This is a genomic window from Rothia sp. HSID18067, from assembly GCF_003989445.1.
GTDB lineage: Bacteria > Actinomycetota > Actinomycetes > Actinomycetales > Micrococcaceae > Rothia > Rothia aeria.
The window spans coordinates 35,212-55,416 of the sequence record NZ_RBMF01000003.1; the positions used below are offsets into that span (position 1 = coordinate 35,212).

General features: G+C 60.3%; 14 protein-coding genes. 6 read left to right on the top strand and 8 right to left on the bottom strand.

The window, feature by feature from the left end:
• Nucleotides 1-116: 116 nt before the first annotated feature.
• Entirely contained in the window at nucleotides 117-5,720 is a 5,604-nt protein-coding gene (locus D8M23_RS08930; protein WP_126854502.1) for an Lhr family helicase, read from the top strand.
• 122 nt (nucleotides 5,721-5,842) lie between these two features.
• Here D8M23_RS08930 and D8M23_RS08935 read toward each other — a convergent pair whose 3' ends face one another.
• On the bottom strand, nucleotides 5,843-6,481 hold the full coding sequence (locus D8M23_RS08935; protein WP_126854503.1) for a TetR/AcrR family transcriptional regulator: 639 nt from the start codon (nucleotides 6,479-6,481) through the stop codon (nucleotides 5,843-5,845).
• Nucleotides 6,482-6,721: 240 nt separating this feature from the next.
• On the opposite strand from D8M23_RS08935, the gene D8M23_RS08940 reads away from it, so the two are divergent.
• The 5 genes from D8M23_RS08940 to D8M23_RS08960 all read left to right on the top strand — a co-directional run bounded on the left by D8M23_RS08940 (nucleotide 6,722) and on the right by D8M23_RS08960 (nucleotide 12,833).
• Nucleotides 6,722-7,822, top strand: coding sequence for a pseudouridine synthase (locus D8M23_RS08940; RefSeq protein ID WP_126854504.1), 1,101 nt, complete (start codon nucleotides 6,722-6,724; stop codon nucleotides 7,820-7,822).
• Between the two features lie 137 nt (nucleotides 7,823-7,959).
• Nucleotides 7,960-9,231, top strand: coding sequence for a glycoside hydrolase family 76 protein (locus D8M23_RS08945; protein ID WP_023134504.1), 1,272 nt, complete (start codon nucleotides 7,960-7,962; stop codon nucleotides 9,229-9,231).
• Nucleotides 9,232-9,366: 135 nt separating this feature from the next.
• Complete coding sequence (gene tgt / locus D8M23_RS08950) at nucleotides 9,367-10,677, top strand: tRNA guanosine(34) transglycosylase Tgt (RefSeq protein ID WP_126854505.1); 1,311 nt, start codon at nucleotides 9,367-9,369, stop codon at nucleotides 10,675-10,677.
• Between the two features lie 16 nt (nucleotides 10,678-10,693).
• Nucleotides 10,694-11,260, top strand: coding sequence for an SRPBCC family protein (locus tag D8M23_RS08955; RefSeq protein WP_126854506.1), 567 nt, complete (start codon nucleotides 10,694-10,696; stop codon nucleotides 11,258-11,260).
• A 250-nt stretch (nucleotides 11,261-11,510) separates the two neighbouring features.
• A complete protein-coding gene (locus D8M23_RS08960) occupies nucleotides 11,511-12,833 on the top strand; it encodes an MFS transporter (protein WP_126854507.1) in 1,323 nt (440 codons plus the stop codon).
• A 136-nt stretch (nucleotides 12,834-12,969) separates the two neighbouring features.
• Here the strand turns inward: D8M23_RS08960 and D8M23_RS08965 are convergent, their stop codons facing one another.
• From D8M23_RS08965 to D8M23_RS08995, 7 genes are all read right to left on the bottom strand, one after another.
• Nucleotides 12,970-13,698, bottom strand: a complete 729-nt coding sequence (locus D8M23_RS08965; RefSeq protein WP_126854508.1) for a hypothetical protein — start codon at nucleotides 13,696-13,698, stop codon at nucleotides 12,970-12,972.
• 47 nt (nucleotides 13,699-13,745) lie between these two features.
• Nucleotides 13,746-14,948, bottom strand: a complete 1,203-nt coding sequence (locus D8M23_RS08970; RefSeq protein WP_126854509.1) for an MFS transporter — start codon at nucleotides 14,946-14,948, stop codon at nucleotides 13,746-13,748.
• 81 nt (nucleotides 14,949-15,029) lie between these two features.
• The gene (locus tag D8M23_RS08975) at nucleotides 15,030-15,410 is read right to left on the bottom strand and encodes a hypothetical protein (protein ID WP_126854510.1); all 381 of its coding nucleotides are present in this window, start codon (nucleotides 15,408-15,410) and stop codon (nucleotides 15,030-15,032) included.
• A gap of 56 nt (nucleotides 15,411-15,466) precedes the next feature.
• Nucleotides 15,467-15,745, bottom strand: coding sequence for an immunity 53 family protein (locus D8M23_RS08980; protein WP_126854511.1), 279 nt, complete (start codon nucleotides 15,743-15,745; stop codon nucleotides 15,467-15,469).
• A 305-nt stretch (nucleotides 15,746-16,050) separates the two neighbouring features.
• A complete protein-coding gene (locus tag D8M23_RS08985) occupies nucleotides 16,051-16,578 on the bottom strand; it encodes an acyl-CoA thioesterase (protein ID WP_023134514.1) in 528 nt (175 codons plus the stop codon).
• A gap of 498 nt (nucleotides 16,579-17,076) precedes the next feature.
• Complete coding sequence (locus D8M23_RS08990; protein ID WP_126854512.1) at nucleotides 17,077-18,603, bottom strand: amino acid permease; 1,527 nt, start codon at nucleotides 18,601-18,603, stop codon at nucleotides 17,077-17,079.
• A gap of 136 nt (nucleotides 18,604-18,739) precedes the next feature.
• On the bottom strand, nucleotides 18,740-20,200 hold the full coding sequence (locus tag D8M23_RS08995; RefSeq protein ID WP_232018556.1) for an amino acid permease: 1,461 nt from the start codon (nucleotides 20,198-20,200) through the stop codon (nucleotides 18,740-18,742).
• Nucleotides 20,201-20,205 lie beyond the last annotated feature (5 nt).

Consider the following 20,205-nt stretch of genomic DNA (forward strand, 5'->3'; position numbering starts at 1 on the left):
AGGTGGCACCCCATATTCACCATCACAGGGGTCTTCTCGCCAAGCCGCCATAGCCACGACAGCCCACCATGACCTAAACCCCACTGCGCACCGCACATTTTCGGGATAATGGAACCATGCCCGACGCTCTAGCACCTTTCTCGCCCGCCACTCAGCAATGGTTCCGCAACGCTTTTGGCACCCCGACCGCCGCGCAGGAAGGCGCTTGGGAGAGTATCAGCAAGGGCGAAAACGCGCTTATTATCGCCCCCACGGGTTCCGGTAAAACCCTTGCCGCTTTTCTGTGGGCGCTCGATGCGCTCTACCGCGACAAAAGCACAGAACCGGGTCAGCGCGAGCTTACGGCATCGGCTCAGGCGCGGAAAAACGGGGGCGCTCGGGAAACACAAAAGACTAAGAAGCAGCGTGCGGGCGGTACGCGCATCCTGTATGTTTCGCCCCTGAAAGCTCTCGGGGCGGATGTGGAGCGCAACCTGCGCGCGCCGCTTGCGGGGATTGCGCATACGGCGAAGGAATCCGGGCGAACCCCGCCCGATATTACCGTGGGTATTCGGAGCGGTGACACCCCGGCGCGTGAGAGGCGGCAGCTGATCAGCAACCCGCCCGATATTCTGCTGACCACCCCCGAATCGCTCTACCTTATGCTGACCTCTGCGGCACGTTCGACACTCACCGGCGTGACAACTGTGATTGTGGACGAGGTGCACGCCCTGGCGGGGACCAAGCGCGGGGCGCATCTGACGGTGTCCCTAGAGAGGCTCGATCAGCTGGTGGAGCGACCGGTGCAGCGCATCGGGCTGTCGGCAACCGTGAACCCGCCCGAAGCCGTCGCCACATTTTTAGGCGGGGTTCACCCGGTGACAATCGTGGCGCGGCAGGTGCCCAAACGTTGGGATCTGCGGCTCTCGGTACCCGTGCCGGATATGGCGGCGCTCGGCGGGGCAAACGATTACGGGCAGGGCAGCTATGCCCCCGGGGAGCAACGGGCACCACGCGGGCAGGATTCGCCCGGCCCAGCCCCGAACGCCCCGGATTTACAGGTTCAAGCAGCCGATAATGCGCCACCCTATACGCTTGCGGATGCTATTGGCACCTTCCCCGGCGAAGAAGGATTATCTCTTGAGCATCCGAACAGCTCTGCCGAACAAGACGGTACTGCGAGCGCGGCAGCGAGTGCAGGAGCACGGAAGCCAGCCGGTGAGGGCGAGCGCGCATCCGGGTATCGTGCCTCGATTTGGCCCTATGTTCAGGAACGCATCGTGGACGATATCGAGAATAATCGTTCTACGATCGTGTTCGTGAACTCGCGTGGGCTTGCCGAAAAACTTACCGCGGCTCTCAACGATATTCATGTGCGACGTGAGCTCTCACGGCGCGAGCTTGCGGGTGAGCCCCTGCCTGAGATTGGTGAGGAGCCAGATATTGCGCCGTTGGCGCGGGCGCATCACGGTTCGGTGGCGAAGGATCAGCGCACGCTCATCGAAGAGTCCCTCAAGAATGGTTCGCTACGGTGTGTGGTCGCCACAAGTTCCCTGGAACTCGGCATCGATATGGGGCATGTGGATGCGGTTATTCAGGTGGCATCCCCGCCGTCGGTGGCTTCCGGTCTGCAGCGGGTGGGTCGTGCCGGGCACCGCGTGGGCGAGGTTTCGCGCGGGCTTTTTTATCCGAAGCATCGCGGGGATTTGTTGGGCTCTGCCGTAGCTCTGTCCGGTATGCTCGCCGGATCTTTAGAACCGCTTACCGTTCCCGCAAACCCGCTGGATGTGCTTGCCCAGCAGACCGTCGCCGCCTGCGCTCTGGGGCCTATCGGGGTGGATGTCTGGTACGAGGCGCTGCGCCGCACCGCCCCTTTCGCGAACCTTTCGCGCGCGCTCTTTGACAGTACTTTAGAAATGCTGGCGGGCAGGTACCCTTCCGATGAGTTTGCGGAGCTTCGCCCGCGTATTATTTGGGATCGCACCGCCACCGCTGATGCGCCAAGCGGCACGATTGAGGGGCGGCCCGGCGCGCAGCGGCTTGCAGTGACTTCGGGCGGGACGATTCCCGATCGTGGGCTTTTTCCTGTCTATCTGGCCGGTTCTGAGGATTCCAAGGTGCCTAAACGGGTGGGTGAGCTGGACGAGGAGATGGTCTACGAGTCGCGGGCGGGCGATGTGATCGCCTTGGGTGCGAGCAGTTGGCGCATCGAGGACATTTCGCACGATGCGGTGCGCGTGAGCCCCGCACCCGGCGAGCCTTCACGCCTGCCGTTTTGGCATGGTGAGCGGGTGGGCCGCCCTGTGGCGTTGGGCCGTCGTCTGGGACAGTTTACCCGCGAGTTAGCGAAGTCTGCGGGCGCTGAGTCCGGAAGCGAAGGCGCCTCAGCGACGGCTGCGATACGCGCCGAGCTGACCCGGTTAGGGCTGGATTCTTGGGCGAGCGATAATTTGCTTGCCTATATTCGGGAGCAGCGCGAGGCTACCGGCGTGGTCCCCACCGATACGCGGTTTGTGGTGGAGCGCTGCCGCGATGAACTGGGAGATTGGCGCGTTATTTTGCATTCGCCGTACGGATATCCGGTGCATGCACCTTGGGCTGTGGCGGTGAGCGCCCGCGTGCAGGAACGGTACGGTATTGATGCCAGCGCACTTGCGGCAGATGACGGTATTGTGCTGCGTATTCCCGCGGTGGAAGATACCCCGCCGGGTGCTGAGCTTTTTCTCTTCGAGCCCGATGAGCTAGAGGAGATTGTCAAGGAGCGTGTGGGCGAATCGGCGCTTTTCGCATCTCGTTTTCGAGAGAGCGCCGCCCGTGCCCTGCTTCTGCCGCGCCGCGATCCGGGCAGGCGCACTCCCCTATGGCAGCAGCGCCAGCGTTCGGCGCAGCTGCTGGATGTTGCGCGCAAATACCCCGATTTCCCGATTCTGCTGGAAACCGCCCGCGAATGCTTGCAGGATGTATATGATGTTCCTGCGCTTCTTCAGCTGCATCGGGATATTGCCGCGCGGCGCATCAGCCTGTCGCAGGTGCAGACCGAGGGGCCTTCGCCTTTTGCCCGCACCATGCTTTTCGAGTACGTGGCGGAGCATATTTACGATACGGATGCACCCGCCGCCGAACGCCGCGCTGCCGCTTTGGCACTGGATCCGGCGCTTTTGGCGGAGCTGCTGGGTACCGCTCAGCTGCGCGATCTGCTGGATCCGCAGGTGATTCTTGAGGTTCAGGAGCGTCTTCAGCGCACCGGGGCGAAGTATCGGGCACGCGGGGTTGAGGGCGTGGCGGATCTTCTGCGCCAGCTCGGTCCGCTCACGGCGAGGGAGCTGGCGCTGCGGCTGCGCGGGAATGAGGGGTCCGGGGCTGAGGCCGCGCCCGAGATCTCTCGAAGCACCCCAACAGGCAGTAAAAATCAATCTAAAAAGGTTGATGTTTCACATGAAACAGGGGATTCAGCCGAAAATACCGACGGGGGTCTGCCGGAAGAAGACCTTGAAACTACCCCGCACGCCACCGCCGAAGAGGCACGCGAGCTGGCGGAAGAGCTGGTCGCATCCCGCAGGGCATTCGTTATTAATCCGCGCTCGAACACAGCGGGTAGCACGGAACCGATCTATGCCGCCGTGGAGGACGCCGCGCGGCTGCGCGACGGGTTAGGGCTGCCGCTTCCGGTCGGGATTGCTCAGGCGTACCTCACGCCGGTCGTCGCGCCGCTCGAAGACCTAATCTCGCGGTATGCGCGCACGCACATCCCCTTTACCGCAGCCGAGGCGAGCGCCCATTTCAGCCGTATTACGCCGACGGGTTCGGGTGCTATTCTGCCGGTTTTACGCGCTTTAGAGACACAGAATCGGCTGTTCTCGGGCGAGTACATGCCCGAGGAACTGCGTGTATCTCGCGCGGAGGCAGCCGATACGATACCGCTCTCCCCCGAGCCCACGGCAAGCCTGGAATGGGTGGATGCCGAGGTGCTTCGCCTGCTTCGTGCCCGGTCTTTGGCGGCGCTGCGCCGCGAGATTGAGCCGGTACCGCAGCGTGCCTATGGCGCGTTCCTGCCCGCCTGGCAGGGAGTGCGCACGCAGACGGTCAAGGTTTCGCGCAGGCTCGCAGAAACCACGGAGTACGGTGCGTATTACGAGCCCGAACGCACGGTTCAGGTTCTCACCGAAAACAAAGGTTCATCCGCCGAGGCATTAGAGGGTCGCGAGGGCCTGCTGACGGTCATTGATCAGCTGGCCGGGGTGCGTGTGCCCGCCTCTGCCCTGGAGACCCTCGTCTTGCCAGCCCGGGTACGTGATTATTCGCCGCAGCTCTTAGATAGTCTGTTGGCCAGCGGAGAGGTGCTTTGGCGCGGTGAGGGCGAAATCTCCGGCGATGACGGCTGGGTGAGCCTGCATCTTGCCGAATCCGCCGAGCTGACCCTGCCCGATTTTTCCCGCACGCAGGCCTTGGATGAGCTGGGTCCGGTGGAGCACGCCGTCTTTGAGGCGCTTTCCGGCGGCGGGCTGTTCTTTATTCCGCTTCGTGAGCGCGTGAACGACATCTTGGCCTCTCGCGCCGCCTCGGGCGAGGTTGTGCATTTTCCGGAAGCTTCGGAGGTGTCTGCTGCGCTGTGGCGCCTGGTGTGGGCGGGGTTGGTCACAAATGATACTTTCGCCCCGGTACGTGCCATGCTGGCGGGCGGGTCGAGTGCGCATCCGGTGCGGCCCGCCGCTCCCCTAGCGCGCCCGGTGCGCAGGCGCGGTGCCGCACGACTGTCGGCGGCGCGTACTTCTGCGGGTGCTTATCCGCGTAGGTATAGCGGCTTGGGCGGCACCCGCGCCAGCTCTTCTGACCCGCAGGTTTCGGCCCGGGATTCCGGACGTTTCAGCCATATTAGCCTTCCCCAGAGCCGCCCTCATACTGGGGGCACCGAGTCTTCGCAAGAGGCGGATGCAACCGTTACCGCCTATGCGCGCGCGGAGCTTCTTTTAGACAGGTACGGTGTGCTCACGCGCGGCGCGCTCGCCTCTGAGGATGTGCCCGGCGGCTTTGCGGCCCTGTACCGCGTCTATGCGGCTGCCGAAGAGCGTGCCCTGGTGCGGCGTGGATACTTTATCGAGGGGCTGGGTGCGGCTCAGTTTGCCTCCCCGGCAACGGTGGATGCGGTGCGCTCCTACGCTAATATTGGCGCTGATAATCCGCAGAATACCGGAGTAAAGCGAACAAAAACCGAGGAAGTATTCGGTGTATTTGAGGGTGTTCTGTTGGCGGCTACAGACCCGGCGAATCCCTATGGCGCGGCGCTCACATGGCCTTCCGTCCCCAGCTTGCTCTCGGCCTCTTCTACACCCGGCGGTACGGAAGAGGCTGCGCACGAAGGCACAGAGACCGCTCGGTCCGTGCGGCATCGTCCGGGGCGTAAGGCGGGTGCCTGCCTCATCCTGCTCGATGGTGAAGCGGCCCTCTATCTGGAACGCGGCGGCAAAACCCTGCTGTCTTTCACTGCCGACCCTCTCAAACTTGAGGCTGCGGTCCCGCTGCTGGCGCGCATCGTGCAGGCGGGTATTGCTGAGAAAATCGTGGTGGAAAAACTCAACGATTGCGATATTCTGGCGACCCCGGAACCGCCGACTCATCGGGGAGCGTCGAAGACCGATTCTAACCGGCTGACCGAGCATCCGGTGGTGGCGTTACGGCGCGCACTGCTTGCACAGGGCTTTTACACAACCCCGCGCGGTCTGCGGATGCGCCGCTCCCTCTAAAATACTGGGGTACCTAAGCATCTGGGGTATCCAGATATGTGGGTGCTTTAAACGCAGAAACCCGCATCAAGGGAACCGAAATATTTTCGGCAGCTCCCGATGTGGGGTCTCGTAGAGAGGCTCTAGTAGCCGCCTCCGGTGAGGTTATCGGCGGCGCCCATACACAGTTCGATAGCTTCTTCGGTGCGCATTGCCCGCGCCCCCGCCGAGACACGCCCGCGTGCTTTCCCCTGCACCACGTGCCGGGCGAAGTAATCGACGAGGTACATCCATCCGCCAAGTATCATGCGGGTGCGGTCGTTCACGGGCATGCCGGTGCGGTGCAGCATCCATTTGAGGTACTCATCCGGGGTGTCGGGAACGTCGCTGGTGGCTTCGGTGCCGCGCCCGGCCACACGGTCAAAATAGGCGTGTAACGCCGTGTGCAGCGCATCCTGCGGGTCTTCGTGATGTTCACTGAGGGTTTCCAGAACCGCCCGGGCTTCACGGCGAGTCACAGCAGCAGCCAGGGACTCCTTGCCGGGGAAGTAATGGTACAGCAGAGCACGGGTAATCCCGGCTTCCTTGGCGATGTCGAGCATGGAGGCGCCTACCACTCCGCGCCGGGCAAAATGTGCGGCGGCAACATTAATAATCTGCTCTTCGCGGGCGGCGGGGGTCAGCCGCGTACGGTGCGGCACAGGAAGCTTCCTTGTCTTATTTTTAGTGTGGTTGGGTGCGTCTTGACTCATTTCGGCTTCGTTGCGTATATAGTGTTCCATAATTGTCCCTTATATGTTCGATTGCTCGAACCCTCTTTTTTCAATCCTACCGCTTCACCCTGAACGGCTGTGGGTTTTCAGAAAATATGACGCTCAAACGGGCATCGGACGGCCATATTTAACGCCTCAAAAACTATAGAAAAAATCTATACTGCATAAACTTCAGCTTTAATTAGACAGATAAAGTGGGTATTTCGGGGGAAATATTACGCCAACGGGGGCCGCCGGTAGAATCGGCGTATGCCCAGACGAGCCACACGAGACACTAAAACCCCGCCGCTGCCCCAGCGGGCGGGTATTGACCCGGTAGCGTTTACCCTCCCCAATGACCCGGGGGCCGCGCTTGACATCGCGGGGTCAGCGCACCCCCATCAGCCGGTGAGAACTGTTGCAGATTTTTTAGTGGCCCGGTTCTACCCGCATAACCCGCGAGTTATTACTGACCGTCTTGAGCGCGGGGAGATCCGCACCGATAACGGGCGTATCCTCACCGGCGATTCACCGTACGTTCCCGGGCTCACCATCTGGTACTACCGGGAACTGCCCGAGGAGCCCCAGCTCCCCGATGACCTGCCGGTACTCTACGAAGATGAACATGTGCTGGCAGTCGATAAACCGCATTTTCTGCCCACCACCCCGCGCGGGGCGTTTGTGGCCCAGACGGCCCTCACCAAGCTGCGGGTACGCGAGGGAAACCCGCTGCTGGTGCCGGTTCACCGGCTGGACCGGGCGACGGCGGGGGTGCTGCTCTTCGCCAAGACGGTTCCGGCGCGGGGATTATTTCAGACCATGTTTGCCCGCCGCGAGGTCTTCAAAGAATACCTGGCGGTGGCACGCCCCATACCCGATCCTCAGGTGCGCGCCGCAGCATTATCGGGTGAGCTGACGGTGCGCACCCGCATTGAGAAAATACGGGGTGAACTGCAGGTGCGGCAGTGGGATCAGCCATCGTGTGAGCGGGAACTATTGAACCCCAACGCCACCACCGGGGTGCGCATCCTCACAGTTTTCGATGCGCCCGGTGCACACCATACAGCCGATACCCCTCAGCACACCGGCACAATCGCGCACCCAGCACCGGGCTGCCCCGTCACAGGTGGGCAGCTGGCACTGTACCGGTTACGCCCGCACACCGGTAAAACCCACCAGCTGCGCGCCCACCTGCACCTGCTGGGGGCACCCATTGCAGGGGATGTGCTCTACCCGAAGGTGCTGCCGCCAGCCGATGCCCCGGAGCTGCCGCTTCAGCTAGTGGCGCACCGACTGGAGTTTGAGCACCCAGTCACGGGCGAGCGGGTGCGGTTACGCAGTATGCGGAAGCTGGCTCTTCTACCGTCATAATCCACCATAAATTCAGCCCTGAGGCCATAAGCCTGCACGTGAAGGCGAACATTTCCCACAAGATGGGATAATGTCAAAGGTAAATAAGGGTAAAGTATAGATGAGCAAAACTGTCTCGGCCCCCGGGAAAGGCATTTATGGAATCCACTCACACATCGCAGGCGCCCACCCACACCGCAGCCGACTACGCCCAGCGTGCGGCTGATCGTGCCCGGTTAGCCGCGGATTCGGTGCTTCACCAATTTGCGCACCGTCCCTTGGGCGTGCCCGGAACGCTTCTTGGTTCCGTGCAGGTGCCCGAAACCCGGCCCCTCAGCAAACGGCTTAAAGACTGGCACTACTGGTGGCAGGCGCATTTTTTGGAGTGCGTGGTAGACGCCGGGGAACGCGAGCTGCACGCCGGTAACCGGCTGGGTGCCTCAGAATGGCTTTCGCGCGCCCGCGCGCTGGTGCGCGGCATTAACGCCCGAAACCTGGGCACATTCGTGAACGGCTTCTACGACGATATGGCGTGGCTGGCGTTGGCCGCCGGTCGCATGAATGAGCTGTCCCGCGCCATGAACGGCGGCGAAGGTGATACCGGTGCGCAGGACGCCGGGAACGTTCTGTTCCCGCAGCTGCGTTCCGGCATGTCACCCTACGGTGGGGTGAGCTGGTCAAAGCAGAAACGGGATTTCATTAACACCCCGGCGACGGCCCCCACCGCCCTGGCGTTCGCCCGCGCCGGTGACGTCGCCGACGCCTCCGCCCTGGTGACCTGGCTCAATAACACCCTGTGGGATGCAGAGCGTTCACTCTACATTGACGGGGTGAACGTGCGCACCGGCAAAGTCCGTGATGTGGTCGGTGCCCGCGACATCGACTTGGATTATGAGCAGAATATTTACACATACAACCAGGGTACGGCTCTGGCCGCGCTGCTGGCGGTCGCAGAACGCAGCCCCGAGCAGGCACACTCCCTGGTACGCCGTGCCGAGCAGCTGATTGTGGGTATTGTGACCCACCTGAGCGAGGAGTTCGTGTTCAGCGACGGCCATCGCGGGCGTGTGCTCGCATCCGGCGGTGACGGCGACGGCGCGTTGTTTACCGGCATCCTGGTGCGGTACTTAGCACAGGCGGCACAGTGCGAGCTGCTGAGCAAGGATGCACGCCTGCTGGCGGCCTCGCTGGTGCACGGCAGTGCCCGCGCAGTGTGGGAAGGGCGGCGCGAGTTCGACCCCGAGCTGCCGCTGAGCGAACCGGGTGTGAACACCAGCGAAATCCGCGGCGACGCGGTGGCGGTGTTCTCCCCCAAGTTCACGGAGCAGGCGCACACGGTACTGCCGGCGGGCACCCCCGTGGAGCTCTCCGGGCAGCTGCAGGCATGGATGGTGCTAGAGGCATCAGCCCTGCTGACGCGCGTATCCTAGACGGTGCGCCCCCCAGGGCGGGCGCGCTAACGTCACCAAAATTACCGTTTTTATTCTCTGTGCGGGTTCTTCGCGCGGTATTTCCGCGCGCCAATGCCCGGCGGCGAGCACCCCTCCCACGGTGGAAAGGCACACATGAGCAGCAGCAATAGCGAGTTTCCCAACCCCGGTTTCGGGTTCACCGTCACCAGCCGCCTGGCCGAGACCGCATCCCCGTCTGCTAAGCGTGTGGAGGCTAACGGCGGGCAGTTTTTGGGGCGCACAGGTGTGATCCGCACCCCGCACGGCGATATTGAGACTCCCGCCTTCACGCCCGTAGGTACGAAAGCGACCGTCAAAGCGGTGCTTCCCGAAGCGATGAAGGACCTCGGGGCGCAGGCGCTTTTGGCGAACGCCTACCACCTGTATCTGCAGCCCGGCCCCGAGATTCTGGATGCCGCCGGCGGGCTGGGGCGGTTTATGAACTGGGACGGGCCAACCTTCACCGACTCCGGCGGGTTCCAGGTGATGAGCCTGGGGTCGGGGTTCAAAAAGGTGATTGACATGGGAACCGTTGCCGACGCAAAGGGTGCCGACGGGCGCCCGATTGGCGACGACGATGTGGCTCACGGCAAAGAGCGCCTGGCACATATTGATGATGACGGCGTGAACTTTAAGTCCCATATCAACGGGTCTATTCACCGTTTCACCCCCGAAGTTTCAATGCAGGTGCAGCATCAGATCGGGGCAGATATCATGTTTGCCTTCGACGAGCTGACCACTCTGTACAATTCCCGCGGGTACCAGGAAGAGGCGCTGGAACGCACCCGTCTGTGGGCGCTGCGCTGCATTGCGGAGCATGAACGGCTCACGGATGAGCGCACGGGCAAACCCTACCAGGCACTTTTTGGGGTGATTCAGGGCGCGCAGTATGAGGATTTACGCCGCAAAGCCTGCCGCGATTTAGGTGCCATGCCGTTCGATGGGTTCGGTATCGGTGGTGCCCTCGAAAAGGAGAACCTGGGTACCATTGTGCGCTGGTGCGCCGAAGAACTCCCGGAGACTAAACCCCGCCACCTGCTGGGTATTTCTGAACCGGACGATATTTTTGTGGGGCTGGAAAATGGTGTGGACACCTTCGACTGCGTCTCACCCACCCGCGTGGCGCGTAACGCGGCGCTCTACTCCCCCACCGGGCGTTTTAACGTGACGAATGCCCGATTCAAGGCAGATTTCTCGCCCATCTATGAGGGGTGCGACTGCTACACGTGCGCACACTATACACGCGCCTATCTGCGGCACCTATTCAAGGCGGATGAGCGGCTGGCGGCAACCCTCGCCTCCATTCACAATGAGCGGTTTATCGTGCGCATGGTCGATGATGCACGCGCCGCGATCGCCGACGGCACCTACTTCGAGTACCGTGACGAATTCCTCGGCAACTATTACTCTGGGAAGAAACCATAGCTACGAAAGGCCTACTGTGAGTGTTACGAAGGTACCTGATGAAGAGCTGCTCGTGTTTGACCACGAGATCGCGGCAGACCCCAAACGGGTGTTTACCGCCTACCTTGACCCCTCACAGCTACACCGCTGGTACGGTCCGGCGGGGTGGCGGGCCCAAACAGACGACCTTGTTGTGGAGTCCGTAGTGGGCGGTATTCAGCGGGTGCGGATGGTGAACGATTTCGACCCGGGGGCCACCTGCGTGCTGCAGAGCAGGTTCCTGGCTATTGAGCCGTACCACGAGCTGGAGTACGCCGAACAGCTGCCAAACCACCTGGGTGAGCCCAGCGACATTCTGGTGTATTCCCGGTTCCGTTTTCACCCCGAGACGGTGATTACTCCCGAGGGCGTGGGTGAGGGCACGCGCATCACCGTGGAGATCGGCCCCATGCCCCCGAACGTTCACGAGGAGGTACGCACCAGCTGGTGTTCCACCTTCGCCCGGCTGGATGCGCTGCTCACCGAACACGACGACCCTGAACAAGAAGATGCCAGCCCCGAACAAACGGATGACGGCCCCGGCCAGGCATCGGGCCCTCGCTAGAGGCAAGCCGCGCATCGCCTCATTCTTGGCCCTATGTGGCGCGGGGTGCCGCACACCCCCTATACTAAAAATGACTCCAGTCACCCTCGAATTGGATAGGATCATGATTATTCAGCGCCGCTGCTACGAAAACGACCGCTAATACCCACGGCACACGCACACCCGCGAACACTGACGACGCGGGTTCTACACGTATGCCGTCAACACCCCACAGGTATAAAAGCACTCGACGTTTTCAAGGAACAAACACATGACCCCCAATACCCCCGCCAGCGCGCCCAAAAACCCGTTACGGGCCAACACAGCATTTCAGCGCACCGCTGCGGCCCTCGCCCTCAACCAGCTCTCAGACGCAATGTCTCTCATCACCATCACCTTCATGGTGATAGCGATGAACGGCTCCCCCGAGCTCGCCTCCCTGGTGCTTTTCTGCTGCAGCTTCACCGCAATCACCGCCGGTATTATTTCCGGCACCATCGTAGACCGTATGACCCCGCGGCGGGCACTCATCCTCTCATGCGCCACCCAAACACTGGGTTGGGTGGGCGTGCTTGCCCTCAGCATGAGCGGGTCCCACTCTATTGTGGTGCTAACACTTATTCTGGTGCTGCTGACCGCCGCATCCCAGCTGGATTACCCCAGCGAGCAGAAAATCATTGCCGCGACCGTTCCCGTCACGGATCTTGGGCGCGCCTCAGCCATAGGGCAAGCACGCGAATCAGCCGCCAGCCTATTCGGGGCACCAATCGCAGGATTCATCGCGGGGATATCGCTTCACCTGCTGCTTGCGGCGCAGGGGCTGCTCAACCTGGTGGCCCTCGCCGTGGTTCCCAGCCGCAGAAGCATCGACCAGTACCGGAAGACGAAAAACAACAGCGACGACCCCGCGCCCGGCGGCAGCACCGTATCGGCCACCGACAGCGCGGCACCTGAAACGACCTCCGGGATACTCGCGGACTTCAAAGACGGGTGGCGGCGAGTACTCGCCGACAAAACCCTACTGGCAATAGCCGCCGTGACCGGAATAGCAAATTTTGCGACCACCGGTATTCCGCTCACCCTCATCTACTACTACCAGTCGGCTGGCTTCTCAGCACTGTGGGTGGGGGTACTCATGGGCGCCTTCGGGGCGGGCGTACTCACCGGCTCCACCCTGGTAGGTTTTCTCACCGACCGGCTGGCGCTGAGCACCCTGGGGATATGCGCCGTGGGTACGATCGCGGCAGGGCAGCTCGCCGCAGTATTCATACACCCCACATTCTGGGCGACAGCCGTTGTGTTCGCGCTCGCCGGGGTGCCGCTACCGGCGTTTAACGCCAGCATTATGGCCTACGTGAACGCCACCACCGACGAGGCCGCAATAGGCAGGGTACACTCGGCGCTGGGCGTGCCCGTCATGGCGCTAATGCCCGCAGCGACACTCGCCGCCGGGGTGCTTTTCGGTGCCTGGGGTGCTGGCACCACCCTACTGTTCTTCGCCGTATTCATGGTGCTTTCGCTGGTGCTTATGCTCGTACAGCCGGGCCTGCGCACCCTTCCCAAGCTCTCCGAGCTGGAAGACGTGAACTCATAGTCCGCGCCCCTCACCGGCAGAAAAAGGGGGAACAAATCGCAGCCAACACAAAGGCGCTTTAGCGGCAGATAACGGTTTCGGGCCGTTGTCTGCCGCTAAAGCGCCTTAAGAAGGAACCAGCAGTAAATAGCTGCGGCTACTGGGCTGCGGCACCAGCAGCCGACTCAGAAGCCGCCGCGGTGCTCGGGGATGCGCCAGGCTGCGCAGGGGCAGTACCGCCGCCCTGCTGCTGGGAGGCTGGGTTGCTCAGCTGTGCAGTAAACTTCACGCCCCCATTAGCCGCCGTGCATTCGGCAGAGCTGGACTGCTCATTCCATGAACACTGGGCATCCTGAATGGTCTGGCTGGCGCGCGAAGCCGCCGAGGTATTCACGTACTCCTGCATCACCGTCAGCGCGCGGTCACACACTACCGCACCGTTCTGTACGGTAACGACCGCACTGCCATTCTGCGCCTGAATATTGCCGCAGCTCTCGCCTGCACGGGCTATTCTCTCGGTGGGAGCCTGGGGGTTCTTGGGGTTATTGTTGGCACCGCCCTGCCCGGAGCCTGCGGCGGCGCTGGCGCTTTCGCCAGCCGCTGCGGCTGTGGGTGCCCCTGCGGCAGCCGAGCTGGTGGTGATAGTGCCCCAGGTGGGTTCGTCAGATACCGTGGCGGGGGCGGTACCAACCGTGGGCTCCTGCGCGGCGGTACTCACCCGCGGGGATGCGCTCGCCACAGAAGCACTCGCAGAGGCGCTGGCGCTGGCGCTGCTTGAGGCGGCTGATGAGCTGGGGCTTTCCTGCGCTTTCTGATCTCCTGACGAGCATGCTGTTAGCGCCAGAGCGAGCGCCGCACCAACGGCGAGAACCGGGTAAGCTTTCACGGGGTTTTCTCCTTGATTTATCGGGGTGTAATAAGCCGGGTTTAATTTTACCTCTCCCCGCCGGGGACTCTTACCCCGCACCGGCTGCGCACCAGTGCATACAGCAGCAGGTTCGCCACCGCCGCACCGGTTGCCGTCGCGCCGCCGATCATGACAATAGTGCGCGCATCCCCCAGTATTCCCGGCGTACCAAGCAGGTCACCCACAAGCACCATCGAGCTGAACAGCGAGCCGATAAGAGCCCAAGACTGCCCCTGGCGATGCTCGGGTACCTGCATATACACCATGTCACGAATACCCATGTTGTGGATCGAGTTGAAGAACCCGCCTACCAGGAACCCAGCTCCTACAATCCAAGGGTTCGCCACCAGCCCTTCCAGCAGAATCACGGCGCCGATAAAGAATCCGCCCCACAGAATCGCGTTCACCAGCTGCGGTTTGTACCATCCGCGCCCGTAGAAAACGCTGGCGATGAGCGCGCCGACAGCCCACATTGCCAATACGAGCGAATACTCGAATGCGGTGTTTGTGATGGATTGCAGGTAGAACACCCCGGCGATGCCTTCCATCGTGGTGGAAGCGACCACGACCGCCATCACGGGTAAGAAAACCACGAGGGCGCGGGCGCTGGAAATAGCCGAGAATCCTAGGAAAATATCTTTAAAACTATCGCGTTTAATCGCATCGGACAGCTCATGATCGGGTTGTGCTGGCACGTTAAACCAGGCGATGACTGCCGCGACCAGCAAGAGCGCCGAAGAGCCTACTATAGTGGCGGTCATATTCCAGGTAGCGAAGAAGGCACCCACAGGCGGGGCTACGATCGAGCAGAACGAACCGATTCCCACAATAGCGGCGGATGCGCTCGACGGGGTCATACCCGGCGCTTTCGGCAGTAGTTTGAATTCGGCGGCGTTGGTGAGATTTCCGGCGGCTCTGTTGAGCACGCTCATGGCAACGATAGTGACCGGATGCGGGAAAAACGCAATGACCGCTACGCAGAGCGAGGATACGGCCAGGGAGCCAGACCAGCAGGCCCGCCCCGAAAAACGATCGGCGACCCAACCCGTGAAAGGACCGAAGAGTATGCCGGTGAAGAACCCGCCGACGGCCATGACGGTGAGCCACCAGGGCTCGGCAATGCGCGAGATATAAACGATGAGGATCAGCCCGAAGGATGCGTCCGCGAATCCATCGATCAGGGTGATGAGCAGAAGGGGAGTTTTGACGTATTGAGCTAGTTTTTTCATGTTTTCGTTTCGGTTCAACACCAGGGGTGTAAGACATCTATAGGCTGTGCCCTGCCGCCTGCGCTTATTACGCTAGTAGTTTTACGCAATACTAATCTCAAACCCCTCTAGGGTTAATGAATTCAAAGTTATATTTTTCTTATGCGTGCAGATCGTCACTTCAATAAGATTACCCAGCGCGTCTCTTTGGCATTCCACACTGTGAATGACCCCTAAATCCTCATTGGTAATATGCATTAGCGTAAAAATATCGCCCTCTTCAATGTCGAAAAGACAAGTAATCTCATCGGCCAGTTCTACTTCTATATCTCCATCATTGGAGGAAAACACCGCGAAGCCGTCCTCCAGCTCGAAAAAGAGCCACCGGTACATGGGCTGATAAAACTGCTTCCCACCGGTGTTTTCCGTATACCCTGAGACAATAATTCCATGCACTGATTTTTGTAAAATATTTTTAAACATGGCTAGTGTAGAATCCTTTATTCATGAGTTATGTCTTCTCTATTTCGGGGCCACTATTAACTATTAATCCATTCCACCGCGTGCGCCAGTATTTCCTCTAAGTTATTGATGCCGCCGTAAGCAACAAAGTTATCGTTACAGGATTTTACTGACAGCCAGTTGTCCTCGGAACGGTCAACGAAAATATTCATGCTTTTCTTATCGGTCTCTCCCGTAAGAGAGACCGTCCACCCCGGGTTATCTAAGGTATCAATTTCAACCCCGTACATATGCTCCCAGGTTCCGTCGCATTTTGATTGATACCATTGCTGTAAAGCTTTTAATAAATCACCCATCGGCTTAGCCCTTTTATTGTATTTATCTAAAGAAATACCAGCTGCTAACTCGAATTTATGTATTTATTGTATGAGACAGGTTCGGTGTAACCCAAGAAAAACCGATAAACTAAGCAGAAGCCACCGCCTAAATACACACCAGCAGCACTTGGTACACCACCAAGTACATCCGCTACAGCTTAGTTTTTATACTAGTAAACTTCGTGGCTCCCCAAGGAGCGCGCCTTGTATATTCAGTACAAACATCTCCGCATCCCTCCAAGGGGAGCCACGCCACCGCATGTTACTGCCCGCCTGTGAGGCGCTTACTGGGTAATGGCTGTGGCCGACCCGTGACCGAGCATTTTGTGACCCTCCAGCATGGCGCGCTGAGACGGGTTCAGCCGTGCCAGCTGCTCGGCGGTTGAGTCCCAGAATGCCAGCACCGTAAAAGCACGCACACAGTCGGTGCCGTTGACGGGGTTAAGGATCTTATACCCCACCCGCACCGAGGCGGCTGTAATCTTCTCAATGCGCACCCGCACCGGTATGTTCTCACCCGTATACGGCAGCGGCGCCACGTAGCGGATACCGTGCTCAGCAATGAGCGCCTGCACCCCGTCGGCCATGGTCTCAAACAGCGGGATAGGCGGGGCGGGCAGGTTCTTCGGTTTCTGCCCGGACGATGGTGGCGGGCCGAATAGGGCGATACGTGCCTCTTCCATAATGGACAGGATGGCCACGTTATTTACGTGGCCGTAGGCGTCCATATCTCCCCAGCGTGGGGGCACGTATACGGTGATTTCACGGTCGGTGTGGTCTGTGGTTGTTTTGTTCGTGTTTTCTTCGCTCATAGTTCAACTGTACAGCGCGGGTGTGGGAAGCACTAAAGGCTCAGCGGCGCCTTATCCCGCAGGCGGTGTACAGAAGAGGCACGCACACTAATTGTGTTCTAACCATAATCATATACGGTGTAGATATACGGCATACCGCACATAAAATTGCTAAAGCTTATAGTAAAGGTTTTATATTTACTAAAATACTGCTCCCCGAAGGCTTCAATGCCTTCGGGGAGCAGACAACACACAGACATTTGAACGCATACAAGATCATACGGTTCACTAAATACTATATCTCTGCGGCCTCGGTAAAACCTCATTTTCGCGGGAATATTACATAAAATTCTGAAAATAATTACCACGGGTCGCCAAGCCCCGCACGCTCCTGTGCCAAGGTACGCGCATGGGGTACAGTTCCGGTGATGCAGCGGCGCGGGAATGTGCATACAATAACCGCAACCGTGCCGGGGACGGGGAGGCTGCCCGTTGTTGGGGCACCTGGTTTCCTGTGCTCTAGTGCCCAGTCTCAGCGGAGGTTTTATGGGCCTCAGCTTCCTCGTCAAGGGCCGCAGTGTGCTCGGCGGAAGCCTGCTGCGCCTGGGTGAACGCGTCCTCATCCACGGTGAGCGTGTGCTTGACCCGCGCGAAGTACACAATCGTCAGAACCAGGAAGTACCCCACGCCCACAATCGCGGGGACGAGCGAGCCGCGCACCATGAACAGGGCAACCCACACGGTGAAAAGCACCATGATGCCCACGCCCGCCGTCACGCGCCCGCCCCACAGGCGGAATGCTGAGCTTTCACCTTCAACCCGCCGGTACACAATATACGCGAGCAGAATCAGCACCCACACGGTGAGCGCACACACCATAATCAGGAAGATCATGGAGAGGAATGCTTCTTGCGGGCTGAACAACGCCAGCAGAATAGCGATAACAACGCCGCTGGTGGAAACCCATACGGCACGCGAAGGCACCCCGGAGGCGTTTACCGCAGCCAATGCACGGGGCGCCATACGGTCGGTTGCCAGCGAGTGCATCAGGCGGGCACCGGCATATAGGTTAGCGTTGGCCGAGGACAGCGCCGCAATGAGCACCACAAAGTTCACGAAATGCGCCGCGCCCGTAATGCCCAACTGGTCAAAAACCAGAACGAACGGGGAGGTTTCGACTTTCTCCCCCAGCTCACCCGCCGAACGCCACGGAATAATCGACACCACAATAAACAGCGCCAGCACGTAGAACGTTGCCAGACGAATCATCATAGCCTTCGCGCTGGAACGCACTGACCGGGCGGGGTCCTTGGCTTCTGCGGCGGAGATAGAGATCATCTCAATACCGCCGAAGGAGAACATCACGACCGCCAGTGAAAGCCAGACCGAACCGAACCCGTGGGGCATGAACCCGCCGTCGTTGAAAAGGTTGGCGGTGCCAGCCGCCGCATGCCCGGGAAGCCCGAAGAACACTAGGCACAGACCCACCAGAATAAAGGCGATCACCGAAATAACTTTAATGGACGAGAGGAAAAATTCGAGCGTACCAAAGGATTTCACGCTCGTAATGTTCAGGATAATAATTGCGACACCGAATACTGCGATGCCCGCCCACAGAGGCAGCTGCGGCCACCAGTAATTCAGGTAGGTGGCCACAGAGACCAGTTCCACGCCGGTAATGACCACGGTCGCCGTCCAGTAGGCCACCCGCGTCAGAAAACCGGCGTAGGGGCCAAGGTACCTGGTGGCGATGGCGCCGAAACCGCCTCGCACCGGGTAACGCACCGCCATTTCGCCGGTGGCCGCACCTATGACGGAGGCGAGCGCCGAACCGATAGCATACGCGAGAATAACGGCTGGCCCGGCCATGGCGATTGCCCGCCCGGACCCCAGGAACAGGCCGGTGCCAAGCGCTGAGCCCATGACGATCATGGTCATCTGCCCGTGTGAGAGGGAGCGCTTGAGTTCGGCACGGTCGGGGCGCTTGTGCGGGTGCTCGGCACCGGTTCTGGGTGATGCGGAGTGTTGAGGGTCGGAGTCAGTCATGGGGTTAGCCTTTCACGGAGATGCTGGGGAACTATGATGAGCGTGTTTGTGTTTCTAGGGTAGTACACCCGTCGCCGTCACTATAACCGCAAGCGGAGGATGAAATATCCTCTGCCCGCGGTTATAGCTCAACAGGCTACGCGTCTTCTTTCTGCGGTTCGGTAAATGCCTCCAGGTCGGCCCGTGGGAAACCGCCGCGTTTTTTCGCCAGCACCACGTAGAAAATGGAGATAATGGCGAAGAACACCACACCCACCTGCACGGATACTACGGCGCTCGAATCGGGAAGCATGAACAGGGCAACCAAGGTTGCAAGCACCCCGGCAAGCCCCACACCCGCCGTAATGCGCCCACCCCAGACGGTGAACCCTGAGGAGTTCCCCTGGTGCTTCTTGTACGCCTGGTAGGTCAGCAGAATCATGATCCATACCACCAGAATGCACAGGGTGACCAGGGCCATTAGCAGCTCGAAAATATTACTGATTTCTGCCACCGCCATAACAGATGCGACCACTACACCCAGGAAGGAAAGCAGAAGCGCGGTGACGGGCACACCGTTATGGTTCGTGGTGCCCGCGAACTGAGGCGCCATTTTATCGCCCGCAAGCGCGTGGAGCAGGCGGGTTGCCGCGTACAGTGAAGCGTTCGCGCCCGAAAGCGCGGCGATCAGAATCACGAAGTTGGTAATGTCTGCCGCATAGGGAATACCCAGTTCGGAGAACACCATCACGAAGGGTGACTGGCCGATGTCTTTGCCGGTCTGCGCCGCCTGCTGCCAGGGCATCAGGCACAGAATGATCAGCATTGAGAGCACGTAGAAGCTGGAGAGCCGCCAGATCATGGCTTTAACACTGGTGCGCACCGAACGCGCAGGGTTCTTCGCTTCTGCGGCGGAGATGGAAAGCATTTCAACGCCGCCGAAGGAGAACATCACAATTGCCATCGAAACCCAGACGGCGCCGGGACCGTTGGGGAGCAGCCCGCCGTCGTTCACGAGGTTTGCGGTGCCCGCCGCAGCGTGCCCGGGCAGGCCAACGAACACAAGAAGCAGCCCCAGCACAATAAAGACGATGACCGCAATTACTTTAATGGAGGAGAGGAAAAATTCGAGGGCGCCGAAGGATTTAACGCTCACCAGGTTCAGGATGAGAATCAGGATGCCGGAGGCCGCCACCGTCACCCACAGCGGGATATCGGGGAACCAGTACGAGAAATATTTGCCGACCGCCACGAGTTCGGCGCCGGTCAGCGGCACGGTGGTTGCCCAGTACGCCCAGCGGCCAATATACCCGGCGTAGGGGCTGAGGTATCTGGTGGCGATGGTGCCGAACCCGCCGGGAACGGGGTGGCGAACCGCCATTTCGCCCGCGCACGCCGCGATAATAGCGGCGATCATGGAGCCAACAGCGTAGGCGATGATAGCACCGGGTCCCGCAATTTTGATGGCGGAACCAGAGCCCAGAAAAAGGCCGGTTCCCAGGGCGAGGCCCATCGCGATCATGGTCATCTGACCGTGCGAGAGGGAACGTTTCAGTTCGCCGTCGCCGGTTGCGGGGTTATCAGCAGGCTTCACGGGGCCCTGTTCTGCGGTGCTCATAGGTT

Coding starts and splice junctions, on each gene's coding strand:
- D8M23_RS08930 (WP_126854502.1), top strand. CDS start 117: ATGCCCGACGCTCTAGCACCTTTCTCGCCCGCCACTCAGCAATGGTTC.
- D8M23_RS08935 (WP_126854503.1), bottom strand. CDS start 6,481: ATGGAACACTATATACGCAACGAAGCCGAAATGAGTCAAGACGCACCC.
- D8M23_RS08940 (WP_126854504.1), top strand. CDS start 6,722: ATGCCCAGACGAGCCACACGAGACACTAAAACCCCGCCGCTGCCCCAG.
- D8M23_RS08945 (WP_023134504.1), top strand. CDS start 7,960: ATGGAATCCACTCACACATCGCAGGCGCCCACCCACACCGCAGCCGAC.
- tgt (WP_126854505.1), top strand. CDS start 9,367: ATGAGCAGCAGCAATAGCGAGTTTCCCAACCCCGGTTTCGGGTTCACC.
- D8M23_RS08960 (WP_126854507.1), top strand. CDS start 11,511: ATGACCCCCAATACCCCCGCCAGCGCGCCCAAAAACCCGTTACGGGCC.
- D8M23_RS08970 (WP_126854509.1), bottom strand. CDS start 14,948: ATGAAAAAACTAGCTCAATACGTCAAAACTCCCCTTCTGCTCATCACC.
- D8M23_RS08975 (WP_126854510.1), bottom strand. CDS start 15,410: ATGTTTAAAAATATTTTACAAAAATCAGTGCATGGAATTATTGTCTCA.
- D8M23_RS08980 (WP_126854511.1), bottom strand. CDS start 15,745: ATGGGTGATTTATTAAAAGCTTTACAGCAATGGTATCAATCAAAATGC.
- D8M23_RS08985 (WP_023134514.1), bottom strand. CDS start 16,578: ATGAGCGAAGAAAACACGAACAAAACAACCACAGACCACACCGACCGT.
- D8M23_RS08990 (WP_126854512.1), bottom strand. CDS start 18,603: ATGACTGACTCCGACCCTCAACACTCCGCATCACCCAGAACCGGTGCC.
- D8M23_RS08995 (WP_232018556.1), bottom strand. CDS start 20,200: ATGAGCACCGCAGAACAGGGCCCCGTGAAGCCTGCTGATAACCCCGCA.